Source organism: Flavobacterium sp. WC2430, assembly GCF_040822075.1.
In the GTDB taxonomy this organism is placed as follows: domain Bacteria; phylum Bacteroidota; class Bacteroidia; order Flavobacteriales; family Flavobacteriaceae; genus Flavobacterium.
Genome location: NZ_CP162007.1, coordinates 3,443,665 through 3,463,848 on the forward strand (window position 1 = coordinate 3,443,665; position 20,184 = coordinate 3,463,848).

General features: G+C 32.6%; 16 protein-coding genes. 14 read left to right on the forward strand and 2 right to left on the reverse strand.

Annotated elements, in window-relative coordinates:
- Window position 1 precedes the first annotated feature (1 nt).
- Window positions 2–1,333 (reverse strand): cytochrome ubiquinol oxidase subunit I, encoded by a 1,332-nt coding sequence (locus tag AB3G36_RS14995; RefSeq protein WP_367754037.1) that lies wholly within the window; start codon window positions 1,331–1,333, stop codon window positions 2–4.
- A 203-nt stretch (window positions 1,334–1,536) separates the two neighbouring features.
- On the opposite strand from AB3G36_RS14995, the gene AB3G36_RS15000 reads away from it, so the two are divergent.
- The 13 genes from AB3G36_RS15000 to AB3G36_RS15060 all read left to right on the forward strand — a co-directional run bounded on the left by AB3G36_RS15000 (window position 1,537) and on the right by AB3G36_RS15060 (window position 11,857).
- Complete coding sequence (locus AB3G36_RS15000; protein WP_367754039.1) at window positions 1,537–2,949, forward strand: rhodanese-like domain-containing protein; 1,413 nt, start codon at window positions 1,537–1,539, stop codon at window positions 2,947–2,949.
- 88 nt (window positions 2,950–3,037) lie between these two features.
- A complete protein-coding gene (locus AB3G36_RS15005) occupies window positions 3,038–3,244 on the forward strand; it encodes a DUF2892 domain-containing protein (protein WP_367754041.1) in 207 nt (68 codons plus the stop codon).
- A gap of 16 nt (window positions 3,245–3,260) precedes the next feature.
- Window positions 3,261–4,115, forward strand: a complete 855-nt coding sequence (locus AB3G36_RS15010) for a methyltransferase domain-containing protein (RefSeq protein WP_367754042.1) — start codon at window positions 3,261–3,263, stop codon at window positions 4,113–4,115.
- A gap of 2 nt (window positions 4,116–4,117) precedes the next feature.
- Entirely contained in the window at window positions 4,118–4,324 is a 207-nt protein-coding gene (locus AB3G36_RS15015; protein ID WP_367754044.1) for a hypothetical protein, read from the forward strand.
- The gene (gene trxA / locus AB3G36_RS15020; RefSeq protein WP_367754046.1) at window positions 4,317–4,622 is read left to right on the forward strand and encodes a thioredoxin; all 306 of its coding nucleotides are present in this window, start codon (window positions 4,317–4,319) and stop codon (window positions 4,620–4,622) included. The genes AB3G36_RS15015 and trxA overlap by 8 nt, the downstream gene beginning before the upstream one ends.
- Window positions 4,619–4,813 (forward strand): DUF6132 family protein, encoded by a 195-nt coding sequence (locus AB3G36_RS15025; protein ID WP_367754048.1) that lies wholly within the window; start codon window positions 4,619–4,621, stop codon window positions 4,811–4,813. Before trxA ends, AB3G36_RS15025 begins: the two co-directional genes overlap by 4 nt.
- A 63-nt stretch (window positions 4,814–4,876) precedes the next feature.
- Entirely contained in the window at window positions 4,877–5,470 is a 594-nt protein-coding gene (locus AB3G36_RS15030) for a TetR/AcrR family transcriptional regulator (RefSeq protein ID WP_367754050.1), read from the forward strand.
- Window positions 5,467–6,723: a TolC family protein gene (locus AB3G36_RS15035; RefSeq protein WP_367754052.1), complete on the forward strand. Its 1,257-nt coding sequence runs from the start codon at window positions 5,467–5,469 to the stop codon at window positions 6,721–6,723. Before AB3G36_RS15030 ends, AB3G36_RS15035 begins: the two co-directional genes overlap by 4 nt.
- Window positions 6,724–6,865: 142 nt before the next feature.
- Window positions 6,866–7,744 carry an HlyD family secretion protein gene (locus AB3G36_RS15040; RefSeq protein WP_367754054.1) on the forward strand — a complete coding sequence of 293 codons (879 nt, stop codon included), beginning with the start codon at window positions 6,866–6,868 and terminating at the stop codon, window positions 7,742–7,744.
- 58 nt (window positions 7,745–7,802) lie between these two features.
- The gene (locus AB3G36_RS15045) at window positions 7,803–8,714 is read left to right on the forward strand and encodes an ABC transporter ATP-binding protein (protein ID WP_367754056.1); all 912 of its coding nucleotides are present in this window, start codon (window positions 7,803–7,805) and stop codon (window positions 8,712–8,714) included.
- Between the two features lie 3 nt (window positions 8,715–8,717).
- Window positions 8,718–9,452: an ABC transporter ATP-binding protein gene (locus AB3G36_RS15050; protein WP_367754058.1), complete on the forward strand. Its 735-nt coding sequence runs from the start codon at window positions 8,718–8,720 to the stop codon at window positions 9,450–9,452.
- A 75-nt stretch (window positions 9,453–9,527) separates the two neighbouring features.
- The gene (locus AB3G36_RS15055; RefSeq protein ID WP_367754060.1) at window positions 9,528–10,634 is read left to right on the forward strand and encodes an ABC transporter permease; all 1,107 of its coding nucleotides are present in this window, start codon (window positions 9,528–9,530) and stop codon (window positions 10,632–10,634) included.
- Window positions 10,635–10,732: 98 nt separating this feature from the next.
- Window positions 10,733–11,857, forward strand: a complete 1,125-nt coding sequence (locus tag AB3G36_RS15060) for an ABC transporter permease (RefSeq protein WP_367754062.1) — start codon at window positions 10,733–10,735, stop codon at window positions 11,855–11,857.
- A 37-nt stretch (window positions 11,858–11,894) separates the two neighbouring features.
- Here the strand turns inward: AB3G36_RS15060 and AB3G36_RS15065 are convergent, their stop codons facing one another.
- On the reverse strand, window positions 11,895–18,647 hold the full coding sequence (locus AB3G36_RS15065; RefSeq protein WP_367754064.1) for a PAS domain S-box protein: 6,753 nt from the start codon (window positions 18,645–18,647) through the stop codon (window positions 11,895–11,897).
- Between the two features lie 176 nt (window positions 18,648–18,823).
- Between AB3G36_RS15065 and AB3G36_RS15070 the strand changes: the two genes are divergently transcribed.
- Window positions 18,824–20,137, forward strand: a complete 1,314-nt coding sequence (locus AB3G36_RS15070) for a TolC family protein (RefSeq protein ID WP_367754066.1) — start codon at window positions 18,824–18,826, stop codon at window positions 20,135–20,137.
- Window positions 20,138–20,184: the final 47 nt, after the last annotated feature.

A 20,184-nucleotide genomic window follows, 5' to 3' on the forward strand; every position in this document is an offset into this window, starting at 1 on the left:
CTTATATTTTTTTTGTTTCTGGACCGTTTTTAATAATTTTCCCCACTAATAATAAGAATAGTAAACCCAAAAGCAAATATAAACCTACGAAGCCAAGTAGGGTAAACAACGTATTTCCTGAAGAAACCGTAGGCGATGCTCCTGCTGTTGTGCGTAATAAATTATATACTAACCAAGGCTGTCTTCCTAATTCAGCTGTGTACCATCCCGTTGTGTTAGCAATATAAGGGAAGGGCAACATAAAAAGCAACGACCATAAGATCCAGTGGGTTACAAAAAGTTTTTTTCTAAATAATTGAAAAACTGCAGCTGCCATTAAACCTATAAAAACGGTACCCAAACCTACCATGATATGATAGGCATAATAAAGTCCAGAAATATTAGTAGGATGTGTTTTTTCATCAAACTGATCCAATCCTTTTACCTCTGTATTCCAACTACCGTAAGTCAAAAAGCTTAAAACATTAGGTACTGCAATCTTGTTATCTAATTTTTTATCTTTTACATCAGGCTGTCCAATTAAAACAATCTCAGCTCCTTTTTTCTCTGTATGAAAAATCCCTTCCATTGCAGCAAAAGTTACAGGTTGGTATTTCACTACATTTTTTGCTAATAAATCCCCTGTAGGAACAGCAACTACTATACTAGAAATCAACCCAAAAATAATTCCTGTTTTCAAAAATAATTTTCCGTAAAACTCACTCCTTTTACTTAAAATATAAAAAGCGCCAATACTAGAAACTACAAAAGAACTTGTAACCATGGAAGCCGCTTGATTGTGCAAATAAGAAGGCCAAATCCAAGGGTTTGCAAATAAAGCACCAAAATTATTAAGTACAAATTTACCATTAGCCAAGATCTCGTAACCCACTGGATTTTGCATCCAAGAATGGGTAGCAATTATTAAAAAGCCACTGGCCCATGATCCTAAACAAATAAGTAATCCAGTGACAAAATGCCATTTGTGTCCTAATATTTTTTCGCCAAAAAGAAACATCCCTAAAAATGATGATTCTAAAAAGAAGGAAAACATTCCCTCCATTGCCAATGTTTGTCCAATAATCCCCCCTGTCAATTCAGAGAATTTAGCCCAGTTTGTACCAAATTGAAATTCCATTGGAATCCCTGTAACGACTCCCATAGCAAAATTAAGAGCAAATATTTTCATCCAAAAATGAGTCGCTTTATTGTAATGTTCCTCATTCGTTCGTAGAAATTTCCATTTAAAATAAACAATGATTAAGGAAAGTCCCATCGTTAATTGGGGAAAGAGATAGTGAAAGGTAATCGTAAATGCAAATTGCATTCGATCGTAAAAAAGCATTTCTTCCATACTGATGTTTATGTTGTAAAATACTCGCAAATTTAACCAATTAAAACCGTAGCAGCCCAACATAATATTACTTTCTCATCCGCTATTTGTTACGTTTTATGGTAAAATTATTTATTTCTAATTTTAAATTACTTTATGTAACATTAGTCACGTTTAAATACAAATACAAGAATTATCTTTGTAATAGATTAAAAAAAAATATCATGCAAATAGAACAAATATACACAGGATGTTTAGCACAAGGTGCTTATTATATAACTTCAAATGGAGAAGCCGCTATAATTGACCCTCTTCGTGAGGTACAACCTTATTTGGATCGCCTAGAACGAGATAATGTAAAATTGAAATATATTTTTGAAACCCATTTTCACGCTGATTTTGTTTCAGGACATGTTGATTTAAGTAAAAAAACAGGAGCACCTATTGTTTACGGACCTACAGCAAAACCTGAATTTGAAGCAATTATAGCTACTGATGGGCAAATTTTCGAATTGGGAGCTATCAAAATAAAAGCATTACACACTCCTGGACATACCATGGAAAGTACAACTTATTTATTGTTAGATGAAAACGGAAAAGAACACGCTATTTTCTCTGGTGACACCTTATTTATTGGTGATGTGGGACGACCAGATTTAGCCCAAAAAGCGGCTCATATGACTCAAGAACAATTGGCTGCAACATTATATCATTCCTTGAGAGACAAAGTGATGACTTTACCTGATGATGTTATTGTTTATCCAGCACATGGTGCAGGTAGTGCTTGCGGGAAAAACATGAGTAAGGAAACGGTAGGTACGATTGGTAACCAAAAAGAAACCAATTACGCTTTACGAGCAAATATGACCGAAGCAGAATTCATCAAAGAAGTGACTGACGGTTTGCTGCCTCCTCCAGCCTATTTTGGGATGAATGTAGCCATGAATAAACAAGGATATGAAAGCTTTGAAACCGTTTTAAACAATGGTATGAGAGCCATCAAAGTTATCGATTTTGAGGCTGTCGCCGAAGATACAGGTGCCCTAATTCTAGATACTAGAAAAAATGGCGTTTTTGCAAAAGGATTTATTCCGCAATCTATAAACATTGGCATCGAAGGTGATTTTGCACCTTGGGTAGGCGCGCTAATTGCTGATGTAAAACAACCTATAATTCTGGTTACCGAAATTGGACAAGAAGAAGAATCAGTGACTCGTTTAAGCCGTGTTGGTTTTGATAATTTAATTGGTCATTTAGATGGTGGTTTTGAAGCTTGGGCAAAAGCAGGAAAAGAAATTGATACTGTCAATAGAATCACAGCAGATGAATTTGCCAAAAAAGTAAAAATTGGCGAAAGCAAGGTAATTGATATTCGAAAAGACAGCGAGTATGCTGCGGAACATGTTGACGAAGCCTATAGCAAGCCATTAGTAAACATCAATGATTGGGTGAAAGATATTGATCCTAAAGAACCTTTTTTCCTTCATTGTGCTGGTGGATACCGTTCTATGATTGCAGCTTCCATTTTACAAGCAAGAGGGTTTAGAAATTTCTGTGAAATTGAAGGCGGATTTAATGCGATTGCAAAAACAGATACACCAAAAACAAATTTTGTTTGTCAAAGTAAAACCTTATAATTTATTTCAATTATATTGATTATCAAATATTTATATTGTAATTTTATAGATAACGAATGCATTTTTTAACTAATTAATATAGGATATCATGAAAAAAAATATGGGTCAAATCGATAAAATAATTAGAGGAATTATAGCGGCTGTAATTGCAATTTTATATTTCACCAATGTAATTAGCGGTACACTAGCACTAGTTTTAGGCGCATTTGCCGTTATCTTTTTAATTACCAGCTTTGTTAGCTTTTGTCCCTTATATACCCCGTTTGGAATTAATACAAGAGAAAATAAGCAATAAATAAAACCAATCAATTTTGAATACAATAAAAAACACATCCAAAAGTACCGATTCTTGTTGCGTAGTATCTTGTGATAGACCACTAGATCAAGACTATTGGGATGCACAATACAAAGCCAAAACTACGGGTTGGGATTTAGGACAAGTGTCTCCTCCAATTAAGGAGTATGTTGACACTTTAGAAAATAAAAATAGTAGTATATTAATTCCTGGTTGCGGCAACACTTATGAAGCAGAATACCTATTGCAAGCCGGTTTTACCAATATTACTGTCATTGATATAGCACCAACATTAGTACAGGAGTTAAAACAAAAATTTGAAAACAATTCAAATATAAAAATCATTCAAGGTGACTTTTTTGAACATAAAGGAACGTACGATTTAATTTTAGAACAAACCTTTTTTTGTGCTTTACCACCAACGATGCGCCAAAAATACGTTTGGAAAATGCACCAGCTTTTGGCCCATAATGGCATCATAGCTGGATTATTATTCAATAGAACATTTGAGGTAAGTCCTCCTTTTGGTGGAAGTAAAGAGGAATACGAATTACTTTTTAAAAATGCGTTTGACTTTTTAAAAATGGACGTTGCTCCAAATTCGATTGCTCCCAGAGCCAATTCAGAATTGTTTATCGAATTCAAGAAAAACAATAAAGTAAAAGTAAATCTCTATGAATTCAAAGGAATAACATGCAGTGGTTGCATGAATACCGTAACAACACAATTCAAAGATTTAAACGGAGTCGAAAACGTAAGTATGAGCACTAATTTTGCTGAAGTTTTGATCGTAAGTAAAAATGAAATACCTGTTTCTCAGTTGCAAGAAATTGTCTCTTATGATAAAAAATACAGCATTATAAAAATTTAAAAATGAAACAATTACTCTATACAAATTGGCATGCCATGCGCTGGATTCGTCTCGTAATTGGTCTTTTCTTTGTACAGCAAGCAATTCAATACCACGAAATTTTATTTGGATTTATTGCTCTCTTTTTCTTATTTCAAGCTGCATTTAATACAGGTTGTAGTCTAAATGGATGTGAAGTTTCACCCTTAAAAAAAAGTAAAAATGAATAGTAGTTTTGACAAAATTATAAATTCCGAAAAACCAATTTTAATTGATTTTTTTGCCACTTGGTGTGGGCCTTGCAAAATGCTAGGTCCTATTCTAAAAGAGGTAAAAGACGACTTAGGAGATCGTATTTCAATTATTAAAATTGATGTCGATAAAAACCAGCAAGTAGCCTCACAATATCAAGTACGTGGCGTACCTACTATGATATTGTTCCAAAACGGAAAACAATTATGGAGACAATCAGGTGTTTTACAAAAAAATGATATTATTAAAATCATTTTAGAAAAAAGCAATCAATGACAAAAAAAGCAATCATTCTCACTGTGATAGGAATAGGTATTGGTGCCATAGCAGGTTATTTATATTATTATTTTATAGGTTGCGCATCAGGGACTTGCGCTATCACCTCCAAACCTCTCAATTCCACTTTATATGGCAGTTTGATGGGAGGATTAATATTTAATATGTTTATTAAAAATGAAAAAAAGTAATTGCGATTACTTTTTTTTTCTACCTTTGTTAACCAAGTGGTTAAACCAAAAAGTTAAAACGAAATGACCACCGAAGAAAAAATATTTAATGCAGCCCGAATCGTATTCCAAAAAAAGGGATTTGCTGGTTCTCGTATGCAAGAAATTGCAGACGAAGCCGGTATTAATAAAGCCATGCTACATTATTGTTTTAAAAACAAGCAGCTGCTTTTTGAAGCTGTATTCATGAATGCATTTAGTCAATTGGCTCCACAAATCAATGCTATTTTTAATTCCGAGGAAACCGTTTTTGAAAAAATCACGCAGTTCACACACAGTTATATTTCATTTGTACTACTCAACCCTTTTTTGCCTCCATTTATTATTCAGGAAATGAATAACAACCCTGAATTTGTAAAAACATTTCTTAAAAATAAAAATACACCAAACCCTACGCTCCTGATATCCCAAATCAAAAAAGAAATAGCCGATGGAATCATTAAACCAGTTGATCCCCAACAACTAGTATTAGACATATTCGCTATGACGGTTTTCCCATTTGCAGCACAAATGATGGTAAAAGGAATATTACATATCACTGATCAGGAGTTCAATGAAATGATGGAAAAAAGAAAAACCAGTATAGCAGAACAAATAATAAATTCGATAAAAAAATGAGAAAACTCTTGCTAGTCCTACTATTTGCAATACCTCTATTTTCTGTTGCACAACAAACGTTGTCACTAGAAGACTGTTACACTTTGGCCAATAAAAACTATCCATTAGCCAAACAAAATGAGTTGTTGCAACAAAAATCCAATTTAGATACTCAAGTGCTCAATACAGGAAAACTTCCAAAAATTGATTTGAATGCACAAGCTACTTATCAATCTGCAGTAACACAATTACCCATTAAATTACCAAACGTTACTATAAATCCTCCCAACAAAGACCAATACAAAGCGACCCTAGACATCAATCAATTATTGTATAATGGAGGTTTGATCGATGCCAACACCAAAATTAAAGAAGCACAAACCAAAACCCAACGGCAACAAGTTGAAGTAAATTTATACCAATTGAAAACTAGAATCAATCAATTGTATTTCTCTACCTTATTATTGCAAGAACGTGCTGCCTTATTGCTATCCAAAAACGAACAATTAGACTCGAAAATTAAGGAGATAAAAGTAGGAGTAAAGTTTGGTGCTATGCTTCCTGCATCCGAAAAAGTGTTAGAAGCAGAGAAACTAAAGATTAAACAGCAACTTGTTGAAATTCGCTTTGACAAAAGTAAAGCACTCGAAAGCCTATCGACACTCACTTATTCAACTATAGATGAAAAAGTGACTTTGCTAAAACCAAATTTAGTAAGCACTTTCGACACCCAAAATAATCGACCTGAATTAAAACTATTTGATTTACAAAACGAACAAATCAACCTTTCGAAAAATATACTTTTAAAAAACAATTTACCCAAAGTAAATGCTTTTGGACAAGCTGGTTATGGAAATCCAGGACTTAACATGCTTGACAATTCATTTCAACCTTTCTATGTTGTAGGAGTAAAAGCCAATTGGAATGTTTTTGATTGGAATAAAACCAAAACAGAGCAACAAGCATTATCTATCTCCGAAGCCATTGTCACGACCGAAAAAGAAACTTTTGAACTCAATACCAATTTGCAATTGCAGGAAATGGTAAACGAAATCAAGAAAATAGAAGAAGTCATTACTACCGATGGGGAGATAATTGAACTGAGGGAATATGTAGTCAAATCATCAGATGCTCAACTAAAAAACGGAGTCATCACAGCATCCGAATATGTAGTCGAACTAACCAATTTATTTGAAGCCAAAACAAATGAAAAACTCCATCAAATTCAATTGGCTTTAGCCAAGGCAAATTACCAAGTTATAAAAGGATTATAACTTGAAAATGACTTTTCACTTCAATGCAAATTATCAAGTTATAAAAGGGTTAAAAATATAATTATAAATGATGAATTATAAATTTTGAATTATCCGCTTTACACATTCAATTCATAATTACAATTCACAATCCAAAACTAAAATGAAAAAAATACTAACATTATTAATTTTCGGCTCTTTGTTCTCTTGCAATAACAGTGATGACAAAGCAGATGGATACGGGAACTTTGAAGCTACCGAAACGACCATTTCGGCAGAAACGAATGGAAAATTAACCTTTCTAAATGTAGAAGAAGGAGCTGTCCTAGAACCAAACATCCAGATAGGCCTTGTAGACACCATACAATTGTATTTGAACAAGCAACAACTAATTGCCTCTAGAAATACGATTGTTTCAAAATCTAAAAATGTTTTATCGCAAGAGCAAGTTTTGCAAGAGCAATTAAAAACGACATTGATTGAGAAAAAAAGAATTGAAAACATGTATGCCGAAAATGCGGCCACAAAACGACAAGTAGACGAGATTGACGGGAAAGTAAATGTCTTAAAAGAGCAGATAAAAAGTGTAGGAACACAAAATGCACCTATCACAAATGAAGCCAAATCAATCGATGTTCAAATTGAAAAAATCGACGACCAAATCCTTAAAAGTAAAATTATCAACCCAATAAAAGGAACGGTACTGGCCAAATATGCGGAAACAAATGAAATAACGTCATTTGGTAAACCTTTATACAAAATAGCCGATATATCCCAAATGACTTTGCGCGTTTATGTAAGTGAAACCCTATTACCAAAAATAAAAATTGGTCAAAAAGTGACCGTTAAAATTGATGCGGAATCAGCAATGAAAAATTACAGCGGAACTATTTCTTGGATATCAGCTTCGGCAGAATTTACCCCAAAAATCATCCAAACCAAAGAAGAACGCGTCAACTTAGTCTATGCTGTAAAAGTAACTGTAGTCAATGATGGTAGTCTTAAAATAGGAATGCCTGCCGAAATGTGGATCACTCCATAAGTCCTAACAGTTTGTAGTAAAAATGTAAAAGCAATTTTCCAATTAAAACCTTTGTAACGTGAGTATTTCAGTTCAAAATATTTCAAAATCCTACCAAAAAACTGTTGCGGTGGACTCCATTACTTTTCAAGTGAAGACAGGGGAATTGTTTGGACTTATTGGACCTGATGGCGCCGGAAAAACAACCTTGTTTAGAATTCTCACTACACTCCTACTTGCCAATGAAGGCACTGCTACTGTAGCTGGTTTTGACGTTGTTAATGACTACAAATCCATAAGGAATGTGGTAGGATATATGCCTGGAAAATTCTCGTTGTACCAAGATTTGACTGTAGAAGAAAATCTTAACTTTTTTGCCACCATATTTGGTACTACAATTGAAGAAAACTACGATATCATCAAAGAGATCTACATACAGATTGCCCCATTTAAAAACAGACGCGCTGGAAAACTTTCGGGCGGAATGAAACAAAAATTGGCTTTATGTTGCGCATTAATTCATAAACCCAAAGTATTATTTCTCGACGAACCTACCACTGGTGTAGACCCCGTTTCTAGAAAAGAGTTTTGGGAAATGTTGAAACGCTTACAACAAAAAGGAATCACCATTCTTGTTTCTACACCCTACATGGACGAAGCGGCTTTGTGCGATAGAATTGCATTGATCCAAAAAGGAAGTATCTTAAAAATTGACAGTCCACAAAACATTATTGACAACTATGAAAAAACAATATATGATGTTCAGGCAAAAAACACCTACCAACTTATCGAAGATTTAAAAAATTATTCAACTCAATACAGTGTTTTTGCCTTTGGGGAATACATTCATTACATTGATAAAAACGAATTTTTCGATACGCAGGAATTAGAAAAATATTTGCATAATAATAATCATCAAGACATTGTAATAAAAATTTCAAAAACTACAATCGAAGATGTATTTATGGATTTAACCAACCTAAATCAATAAGTTTTGAGCCAAGAAAAAATCATATCTGTAAAAAACCTCAGCAAAAAATTTGGTGCTTTCACTGCAGTGAACGCTATTGCTTTTGAAGTGAATAAAGGAGAAATTTTTGGTTTTCTAGGAGCAAACGGTGCGGGTAAAACCACTGCCATGAAAATGCTTATAGGAATTTCAAAACCCAGCTCAGGAGAAGCAATCGTAGCCGGTTATGATGTCAAAACCAATTCAGAAATGGTGAAGAAAAGTATTGGTTATATGAGTCAAAAATTTTCAATGTATGATGATTTAACCATAAAGGAAAACATCACTTTTTTTGGTGGAATCTATGGATTGAACAAAACGCAAATCAAAGAAAAAACAAATCAATTGATTCAAGAATTACAACTTGAAGCCGTTGCTGATAAACTGGTTGGTTCGCTGCCATTGGGCTGGAAACAAAAACTGGCTTTTTCAGTCGCTTTATTGCACGAACCTAAAATTGTATTTCTAGATGAGCCTACAGGCGGTGTGGATCCCATTACTAGAAGGCAATTCTGGGAAATGATTTACGCAGAAGCACACAAAGGAACTACCCTATTTGTAACTACACATTATATGGATGAAGCCGAATATTGCGACCGAGTTTCTATCATGGTGGAAGGTAGAATCGAAGCGCTGGATACCCCGAAAAATTTGAAAAAACAGTATAATGTGGATTCTATGAATGAAGTATTTTTAAAATTAGCCCGAAACATAGAGTAAAAATAAAAACCATTAAGAAAAACAGGATGATTCTAGGACTAACAACTTTAAACCCGCAACTTTAAATAATAAACAATGAAACGATTTATCGGTTTTGTGACCAAAGAGTTTTACCACATTTTTAGAGATAAACGCTCCATGTTTATCCTTTTTGGGATGCCTATTGCCCAAATTATGCTGTTTGGCTTTGCTATTACTAACGAAATCAATAATGTCAATATTGCTTTTCTGGATCAATCAAAAGATACCGAAACTCAAAAAATAATCAATAAAATCAGTGCTTCTCCCTACTTTCATATCGAACAAGAAATTAGTAGTGAAACTCAGATTGAATCCATCTTTAAAAAAGGAAAAGTAAAAGCCGTTTTGGTTTTTCAAAACCATTTTATTAAAGATTTACAAACCAAAAAATCAGTAAAAGTACAAGTCATAACGGATGCCACTGATCCCAATATTGCCAATACAATTACCAATTATATCAATGCAATTTTGCAAAATTACCTGCAAGAAGTCAATAAAATAAACCAACCTGCTTATCAAATACAAACCCAAACTCAACTGTACTACAATCCAGAACTCAAGAGCGTTTTCACCTTTGTTCCTGGGGTAATGACGGTGATATTAATGCTGGTTTCGGCAATGATGACCTCCATTTCAATCACTCGCGAAAAAGAATTAGGCACAATGGAGGTACTCCTTGTCTCGCCACTAAATCCTTTACAAGTCATACTTGGCAAAGTATTTCCTTATATTTTCCTGTCTATTGTAAACGCAATTGTAATATTGACCTTAGGTATTTTCGTATTTGGAATGCCACTCCAAGGCAGCTTATTTCTATTGGCACTAGAGAGTATTTTATTCATTATCACCGCACTTTCATTAGGAATATTAATTTCAACCATTTCTGCTTCACAACAAACTGCCATGATGCTTTCATTGATGGGATTAATGTTGCCTGTAATTATATTATCTGGATTTATATTTCCTATTTCCAGTATGCCTCTGCCCTTACAAATCATCAGTAACATTATACCTGCAAAGTGGTTTATCATTATTATAAAAGCAATAATGCTCAAAGGCGCTTCTATTGCTATCGTCTGGAAAGAAACACTGATTTTAATAGGAATGACCGTATTTTTCATTGCATTAAGCATTAAAAAATATAAAATAAGATTAGAATAAGTTTTAGGAGCTATTTCCTGTTTTACGCTTCAATCTTTTCTCTCTTAAAAAAACGAGAGAAAAGGATTTCCACTTCAACCAGGGCTAAAAAATAAAAAATGAGAACAATATTATTCATTATACAAAAGGAGTTCCGACAAATCTTTAGAAATAAAGCCATGTTGCCTATTATATTTATTTTGCCATTTATTCAGTTGTTGATTTTATCCAATGCAGCTAGTTTTGAAGTAAAAAACATTAAATTTTCTTATGTAGACAGTGACCATTCTAGAGCTTCACGAGAATTGATAAGTAAATTTCAATCCTCTAACTATTTTATTGTTGTAGCTGATTATCCTTCAAAAAAGGAAGCCAATCTACAAATGCAAAAAGGTAAAGTCGATGTCATCTTAGAAATCCCAAATCATTTTGAACACAATTTAATAACCGACAAAATATCGACACTTTCAGTTAGCATCAATGCCATAGATGGAGCTGCGGCCGGCGTAGAAAATGTTTATATCTCTCAAATTATAGCCAGTTGCAATCAAAAAATACAAAGCCAATTGTATCAATACAATGAGGGATCCTACATACAGCCTCAAAATATTATTACAATTCCCTCTTTCTGGTTTAATAATACTTTAAACTACAAGACTCTTATGGTTCCGGGGATTTTAGTTTTATTAGTGACGATGCTTACACTTTTCCTATCCGCCATGAATATTGTTCGTGAAAAAGAAATAGGAACCTTGGAACAAATCAACGTGACGCCTATTAAAAAACACCAATTCATTATAGGAAAACTGTTTCCATTTTGGGTTTTAGGATTACTTATTTTAACGGTAGGCTTGACCATAGCAAGATTAGTATTTCACATTCCTATAATAGGGAATATTGGCTTAATCTACCTATTTACTTCGGTCTATTTATTAGTTATTCTTGGTATTGGTTTGTTTATTTCTAATTATACCGAAACCCAACAACAAGCCATGTTCATCGCTTGGTTTTTTACGGTTATTTTTATTTTGATGAGCGGATTATTCACTCCAATTGAAAGCATGCCCAACTGGGCACAGCAAATCACCCTATTCAACCCAATACGCTACTTTGTGGAGATTATTAGAATGGTAATGCTCAAAGGAGCTACTTTTAGCGAAATTTCCACTCCTTTTTTTATAATTGCTTTTTATGCTTTTGTTATTAACGGATTTGCAGTTTGGAGCTATAAAAAAACAAACTAGAAATCACAATTGACTTAATAGTAATTGCGAATTAATCCTATTTATTTAACCATTTTAAAAGCATGCTTTCTAAATCAGAAATAATGATCGGTTTTGGGAGATAATCATCCATTCCTGATTCAAAACATTTTTCTTTTTCTCCGGTCAAAATACCTGCAGTAACAGCAATTATTGGTGTTTTTGATGTATCCCCTTCCAATTTTCTAATTTCATAAGCGGCTTCATATCCATTCTTATTTGGCATTTGAATATCCATTAATATAACATCCGGTTTCTCCTTCACATACATTTCAACTCCCTCATTCCCATCCTTAGCTTCAAAAATAATACAATTTGTAATTAATCTTTTTACCAATGTTTTCGCCAAAAGCATATTGATTTTATTATCCTCAACAATTAGCACTCTCTTATTATTCAAAATTTCTGAAGGTATACTTTCCGTCTCAATTGAAGATTTTCCAAAATCTAATACGTTAACTATTGTAGGAGTGATTTTTTTTAATTTAACATCAAAGTAAAAATTACTTCCTTCCCCATATTCACTTTGCAAATGTAATTTACTGTCCATTAGAGCTAATAAATTATTGGAAATAGCTAGCCCCAAACCTGTTCCTCCAAATTTCCTACTCGTTGAATTGTCTTCTTGTACAAAGGAGTTAAATATTTTTTCATTGTTATTTAACTTTATACCAATTCCAGTATCTTTTACAGAAAAATTTAAACCTAAATAATCATCTTTAAATGTACCTGTCTCACTTATATCTAATCTAATTTCTCCAAAATCAGTAAACTTCAAAGCGTTACTCAATAAATTTACCAATATTTGTTTTAATCTTATTGAGTCGGCTAAAACATATTCAGGAACGTTATTATCCATTGTAAAAGTCAATTTAAGACCTTTTTGAACAGCTTGATATTTAAACAAATCAACAACTTGTTTAATTAATTCAAAAAGGTTTACTTCTTCAATACTTAATTCTAACTTTCCCGATTCAATTTTAGAAAAATCCAAAACATCATTTACTATGTGCATCAATGTTGTAGCTGATTCACTAACAGTACCCATATATTCTAATTGATTTTTTTCCAGATTTGTTTTCATTAACAAATGAGTAAAACCTATTATTCCATTTAATGGGGTTCTAATTTCATGACTCATATTGGCAAGAAAATCAGTTTTTGCTTTATTTGCTGCTTCTGCCTGCTCTTTTGCATTTATTAATTCTGTCTCCATCTCCTTTTGCTCCGTGATATCAATAAAACTGATTACAATTTCGAATATTTCACCATTCGAATCAATTTCAGGAAAACCATTGATTAAAAGCCAAACTACATCATTAGTTTTAGGTCGATTTACACCAAGTCTAAAGTTTTTAAGCGCTTGTCTAGTAGTTGCAATTTGGTTTACTGGGAAATTTTCAATTGACATAACAGAATAGTCTTCGTTTAAAAATTTCCAAGCAGGATCCACAGCCATTTTTCCATTCATTTGGTTATCCGATAATCCTAATAATTCTGATGCTTTTTGATTGTTAACTATTATAGAGGTATCAGGAGCATGAACAACAATTCCTGCATCAAGATTATTCATTAAACCACGGTATCTTTCCTCACTTTTTAAATGTGCGTAATCCGATTTTTTCGCATTTGTAATATCTCTAGACAAACATATATAATGTATTTCATCATCTTCTCCTTCTTTCATAGGAGCTATTGACAGTTCAAACCAATGAATGCGGTTTTCTAACTGTAAAGAATATTGTCGACCAGTAGAAAAGCCTTTTTCTGCAGCTTCTAAAATTGCTTCTTGGCATATATTTGAAACATCAGGAGGTAGTACTTCCGAAAACCTTTTGTTCAAAAACAAGTCTGGAGGCAAAGCTAACAAATCATTGCGGCGAGAATGATAGTTATAAATTAGGCCATTAATATCTACTTCAAACAATAAATCAGGTATAGCTTCTAAAATTGCTTCCAATTTTTCATGCATTTTTTTAAACTCATCTTCTGATGCCTTACGCCTGCTTATATCTCTTACTATTGCCACAATACGTTTATCAACTAGCATTTTTGCCGAAATTTCAACAGGAATTAATGATCTATCTTTATGAATCATATGGCGCTCTAGAGATGTTTGTTCACCACTAAATAGTTCATTGTACATAATAGGCCTGCTCGCAAGCTCATCAATTGAATATAGATCCGTTAGATTTTTTGTGCAAAGCTCTTCTTTTGTATATCCAAGCATATCGCAAGCACTTTTATTTACTTCGAGTAAATTACCTGAAAGATCATTAATAAAAATAGCATCAGATGCTTGTTCTACTAGACTACTGTATTTTTCTTCACTATTAAAAAGCTGTTGTTTTATATTTTGTAATTCTGTGATTTCAGTCATACTTCCAATATAACGTACTGCCTTTCCTGCTTCATCTCTGATTATAACAGCACGGTCAAAAAAGTAGCCATAATTTCCATCTTTTTTTAGAAAACGAAACTCATCTGACCAAGTATTCATATCACTTAAATATACTTTTTCCAGTTTATCAATAACTCTTTCTCTATCATCTGGATGAAGTTTAGATCTCCAGATTTTTTTATTATCAATATGATTTAATTCATCATTAGTACCAAAATCAAAGAGTTCGATAAATGCTTTATTATTCCAATTTTCCCCTGTCACTAGATCAACTTCGGATATCGCATCATTTGTTGCAACCGAAATTCTCTCAAATCGTTCATTGGCTATTTTTATTTCATTTTGAGCTTTTTTAATTTCACTTAGATTCAATCCCATTCCTAAAACGCATCTTTTTCCTTCGTACTCTACAGGAAGAGAGTTGATATAATAGGGAACTCTCTTATTGCTTTTAGTATAAAACTCAATTTCAATACCTGGTAATTTATTTTCTCCTACACAATTATCTTTGGCAAAAACATCTTCTATCCTTTTTTTAACTTTTTCTTTTTCTACTTCATCAAAAAAAGCTAACGGCCCCATCTGATCAATTTCAATCCTACTATACTCAGTTACCTTTTCAAAATTAGCATTCCACTTCAAAAACTTTCCTGATTCATCGTATAGATAAAATATTCCCGGCAGATTATTTATTACTGTTTCAGAAAGTAGTTTTTCTTTTAAAATTAAACTCTCAATTTTTTTACGTTCAGTGATATCTGTAATGGTACCTATATAGCCTATTATTTCATTTTTCTCATTTTTCTCTGGAATGGCTTGACCTATAACCCAAGCTACCGAACCATCTGGTCTTACAAAACGATACTCTGTCAATGATTTTTCACCAATATAAATTGCATTTTCCCAACCATTTAAAATTCCTACTTTATCATCTTCATGAACTGCATTAAGCCAACCATTACCGATTGCTTCTTCAAATGACAAGCCTGAAATTTCGCGCCAACTTGGATTTACAAAAGTAGTATACCCTTCTACATCAGTACGAAATATCCCAACTGGAGATACTTCTGTAAGTGTATGGTAGCGTTGTTCACTTTCAAAGACCTCTTGTTCTGCCTTCACTTTTAATTTTTCTTTCTCAAAGTTTTGTAAGGCAAATGCAACATCTCCAGTTGCTTCTTCTAACAAAGCAATCTCTTCGGCATCAAAAAAGTTCTTTTCAACCGCATAAAAAGTAAAAACACCAATTACTTCCCCAAATTTTTTTATAGGAACAGACATTATAGATCGAAAGTTACATTTTAATGCTTCCTCTTTCCAAGGTGCCATTTTCACATCATTTTCAATATCGTTACTTACACAATAATTCCCTGTTCTTATTGCTATTCCAGCTGGCCCATTTCCTTCCGGAACATTTTTATCAGCAGTGATTTTTTTTATAATATCAAGGTATTCTTGGCTATTTCCTGCAATCATTGCATGCTTAACACTCTTATCTTGAGGATCAATCAATCCAATCCATGCCATTTTAAATTTACCTAAATCAACCGCTATAGTACAAGCTTCCCTAAATAGTGTTTCTTGATCGACAGTTCTAACAATCATTTGATTAATCTGACTTATAAATAAATAAAGTCTATTGGCTTTAAGTAATTTTTCATCTGCCTTAATTCGATCTGTAATATCAGTAACAATTCCATGACATATCACTGTCCCTTCTTCCTCAACAACAGGTAAAGAATTTACTTCATGCCAAACGAGTCCTTTTACAGGGTGATAGTAGCGATATTGTCCTTTAAGAGGTACTAATTCCGTTTTCGTTTTTTTAATCTTTGCAAGTACATTATTAATGTCATCTGGATGTATTAATTCAAAAATCCTATTTGCATTTTCTTCTAATTCTTTAAAAGTAAATCCATAAATTTCTTTTACGGCATCACTGGCGTATGGATAGCATAATGAACCATCCGAATTTTGGCGCATGGAATAAATTAAACCTGGTGAAGTAGCTGCAATTTTAGCAAACTTATCTCTTTCCTTTTGTAGCGCTTCATTAGACTTAATTCTATCAGTGACATTTCTAAAGTTAGCTACAATGCCTTTCACACTATCATCATGAAGCCTATTATTCAATACACCTTCCAGCCAAATATAATCTCCGTTTTTATGTTTAGCTTGAAACGAAATAAATACCGGTTCTTTTGGATGCTCTAATATTTTTTTGAAATTTTCATGTATATACTCTAAATAATCAGGATGAAAATAATCTGATTCAGGAAGCTCATCATACTCTTTGTCCGTATATCCAGTAATTTTCCGTGACGAAGGACTTCTAAAAATAACCTTTAATTTCTCGTCAACAACTGTTATAATACCGTCAATATTTTCGACTAAAGCCCTAAAACGTTTTTCATTTTGTTCAATTAGGTCTTGAGCTATTTTACTTTGAGTAACATCTTTTAAATTGGCAACAATACCTTTTACATTGCTATTATCAATCAGATTATTCAATATTCCTTTTAACCAGATATAGTGTCCATTCTTATGTTTTACCTGAAATAAAACTTGATTCTGTATACCCGGATTTTCCACAGTTTTTTGGATGACCTCCTGCATGTATTCTAAATAATCTGGATGGTAATAATCTAAATCAGAAATTTTCGTTAACTCTTCGTTGCTATATCCAGTTAATCGTTCCGATGAAGGACTGCGAAATATCGTTTTTAAATTTTCGTCAAGAACGGTAATAATTCCCTCATTATTTTCAACTAAAGCACGAAAATATTTTTCGTTACTTTCAATTTTTTCTTTAGCAATTTTTTCTTCCGTTATATCTCTAAAAAAAATGGACAATCCATCGAGAGATGGGTAAATGTGATTTTCAAACCATAAATCATATGGTTCATAGTGTTCTTCTAAATAAATATATTTTTGTTCCTTTTTTGCTTTATAATACGCTGCATAAAATGGTTTATCAATTCCTTCAGGAAATTCCGTCCAAATATGTTTGCCTATCATCTCTTGTGGATTACAACCAAATATTTCACCCGCTTTTTTATTCATATACGTATAACACCAGTCATTATCTAGTGCTATAAAAGCATCCGTTATACGCTCAAAAGTATTGGTCAATAATTCATTTGCACGTTTAATTTCAGTAATATCTTTAACAAAACCCATAAATCGGTTTTCCGAAAGTTTTACTGAATCGACACCACACCATTTAATTTCTCCAGATTTATGAACGGTTTTAAATTCTCCTTTCGATACTCCTACTTTTTTTAACCTATTAAAACATACTCCCAAATCATCAATAGATTCCTGGTATGTTAAATCCATCATAGAACGAGTTAAAAGCTCTTTTTTAGAATAGCCCGACATTAAACTTACTGCATCATTTACTTCTATAAAATTGCCATTTTCATCAGCAATAAAAATTCCATCAGGAGCATTTTCAATATAATTTTTAAACTTTTGGTTGCTTTCTTCTTCTACTAATTTTAGTTTTAATTCGGTTTCATTTTGTCTTCTAACATCCAGTTCTTCTCTAATTTGTCTTTTTTCAGAGATATCTTGTGTATTTCCCCTTAGACCAATTACAGTTCCATTTTTATCTACAATTGGGTAAACAATAGCATAAACCCATTTTGTTTTATTCTTACTAATAATGGCAATTTGTTCAGCTTCAAATGGTTTTTTATCTATTTTAGACTGCTTGATTTTATTTAAAAATGAATCTACATCTGATTTAGAAAATCGTTTTACATATTCCTGAAATAAATCTTGATTATCTTTTTTCTCTAATTCATAAATCGAATACAATTCATTTGACCAAATCATTTTATGATCAACATAATTGTACTCCCAACTTCCTATTTTTGATATTTTTTGGGCATTTTCCAGTAGCTCTTCACTTTCTAATAAATCAGCCTCTGCTTTTTTAATTTTGGTAACATCTCGTCCTATTGCATAAATATTTTCTTTTGAAGAATCCACGCTGGTGGTCCATTGTATATAAACAATTTTCCCGTTTTTTTGGATAAATCTGTTTTCAAAATGTAATGATGAAATTCCTTGTCCTAATTGTTTTAATTCAGCATTTGATTTCGCTACATCATCAGGATGGACTAATTCTATGAAGGGGGTGTTCAACAATTCTTGCTTAGTATAACCCAATATTTTTATAAAAGCGGGGTTGATTTCTTTAAAAAAACCATCAATCCCAGCTAAACACACTAAGTCTAAAGATTCTTTGAAGTAGAACTCAAAATTTGCTACTAATCGTTCTTTTTTAATTAAACGACTAATTTCATACTCTTGATCTTTTGTTATTTTGAGCAACTCCTCATATGTAGGTCTTTTCTCTTTCATACTCATTATTAAAAATCATTATATATATGCTAAATATAATAAAAATTTACTTAGATAAATTCTTGATAGTTTTTTAAAAACAAATAAAACCACAAACCTAATCCGTATGTGACATTTGTTACTGTGTATACCTAGCTGTGAATTTATCTTTGCCTTAATAATTAGAAATAAAAATTATGAAGAAAATAAATTTAATAGTACTATTAGTGACAATTTCCATCTCAGCTAGCAGTTATAGTCAAGAAACGTTGCCTATTTCTAAAAGTGAGCTTTCGCAAAAAGTTTCCGATAAAAACTTACATATTAAAATCGCCGAACAAGATTTTAAATCGGCAAAAGCAGATTATAGACAATCAAATGCTATTTTCTTACCGAATATTTCGGCTTCACATACTGCCATTTCAACAACAAATCCATTAATGGCTTTTGGATCTAAATTGAATCAGGAAATCCTTACGGCTTCCGATTTTGATCCCAGTTTATTGAATAATCCAAATCGCACCCAAAATTTCGCTACTAAAATTGAGGTTTTACAGCCCTTAATTAATGTAGATGGAATGTATGGAAGACAAGCTGCAAAAGCTAAAATGAATGCTTATGGCTTACAAACCGAACGTACCAGAGAATATCTCGAGCTAGAGGTAAATAAATCGTATATGGAATTGCAATTGGCTTATAAAGCAGTGGCCGTTTTAGAAAAAGCGAATGCTACAGCAGATGCCAACTTGAAATTAATAGATAACTATTTCAAGCAAGGAATGCTGCAAAAAACAGATTTACTTTCAGTACAAGTACGCGTAAATGAAGTTAAAAATCAATTACAATATGCTAAAAGTAATGTGCAAAATGCTTCCGATTATTTAGCTTTTTTATTGAATGAAGATATTGGTGATAAAGTATATAAACCAACCGAAGAATTAGAAAACACGATTACAATTGAAAATATAGATACTAAACTTTCTGAAAATAGAAAGGATATTCAAGCCATGGATCAATCGACTGAGGCCTATCAAAAAATGTTTCTTTCTAGTAAAATGAATTTCTTACCGCGATTGAATGCTTTTGGAAGTTATGAATTGTATGATGATGTCCTTTTTGGAACTAAGGCTAAGGGATATGTTGTAGGTGCTCAATTGTCATGGAATGTATTTGATGGTTTTAAATCCATTGGAAAAATGGAAAAAGCGAAGGCTGACTTCCAAAAAGCAGAAATTGAAACCCAACAATACAAAGCCAAAAGCCAATTGGAACTAAATAAAACCAATCGTCAGATAAAAGATGCTGAAAATAAGGTTACTCTTTCTAAGTTGGATTTAGAACAATCTCAAGAAGCATACAGAATAAGAAGCAATCGATTTTCTCAAGGATTAGAAAAAACGACTGACTTATTACAAACTGAAACTCAAATGTTCAAAAAAGAATTAGAATACTTACAATCTGTTTTTGAATATAATTTTACACAACAATATTTACAATTTTTAACGAAGTAACAATAGAGAAAAGAGCAAAGAATATAGAGAAAAGAATAAAGATTTAA

Coding starts and splice junctions, on each gene's coding strand:
- trxA (WP_367754046.1), top strand. CDS start 4,317: ATGAATAGTAGTTTTGACAAAATTATAAATTCCGAAAAACCAATTTTA.
- AB3G36_RS15035 (WP_367754052.1), top strand. CDS start 5,467: ATGAGAAAACTCTTGCTAGTCCTACTATTTGCAATACCTCTATTTTCT.
- AB3G36_RS15060 (WP_367754062.1), top strand. CDS start 10,733: ATGAGAACAATATTATTCATTATACAAAAGGAGTTCCGACAAATCTTT.
- AB3G36_RS15040 (WP_367754054.1), top strand. CDS start 6,866: ATGAAAAAAATACTAACATTATTAATTTTCGGCTCTTTGTTCTCTTGC.
- AB3G36_RS15015 (WP_367754044.1), top strand. CDS start 4,118: ATGAAACAATTACTCTATACAAATTGGCATGCCATGCGCTGGATTCGT.
- AB3G36_RS15030 (WP_367754050.1), top strand. CDS start 4,877: ATGACCACCGAAGAAAAAATATTTAATGCAGCCCGAATCGTATTCCAA.
- AB3G36_RS15070 (WP_367754066.1), top strand. CDS start 18,824: ATGAAGAAAATAAATTTAATAGTACTATTAGTGACAATTTCCATCTCA.
- AB3G36_RS15000 (WP_367754039.1), top strand. CDS start 1,537: ATGCAAATAGAACAAATATACACAGGATGTTTAGCACAAGGTGCTTAT.
- AB3G36_RS14995 (WP_367754037.1), bottom strand. CDS start 1,333: ATGGAAGAAATGCTTTTTTACGATCGAATGCAATTTGCATTTACGATT.
- AB3G36_RS15025 (WP_367754048.1), top strand. CDS start 4,619: ATGACAAAAAAAGCAATCATTCTCACTGTGATAGGAATAGGTATTGGT.
- AB3G36_RS15055 (WP_367754060.1), top strand. CDS start 9,528: ATGAAACGATTTATCGGTTTTGTGACCAAAGAGTTTTACCACATTTTT.
- AB3G36_RS15065 (WP_367754064.1), bottom strand. CDS start 18,647: ATGAAAGAGAAAAGACCTACATATGAGGAGTTGCTCAAAATAACAAAA.
- AB3G36_RS15005 (WP_367754041.1), top strand. CDS start 3,038: ATGAAAAAAAATATGGGTCAAATCGATAAAATAATTAGAGGAATTATA.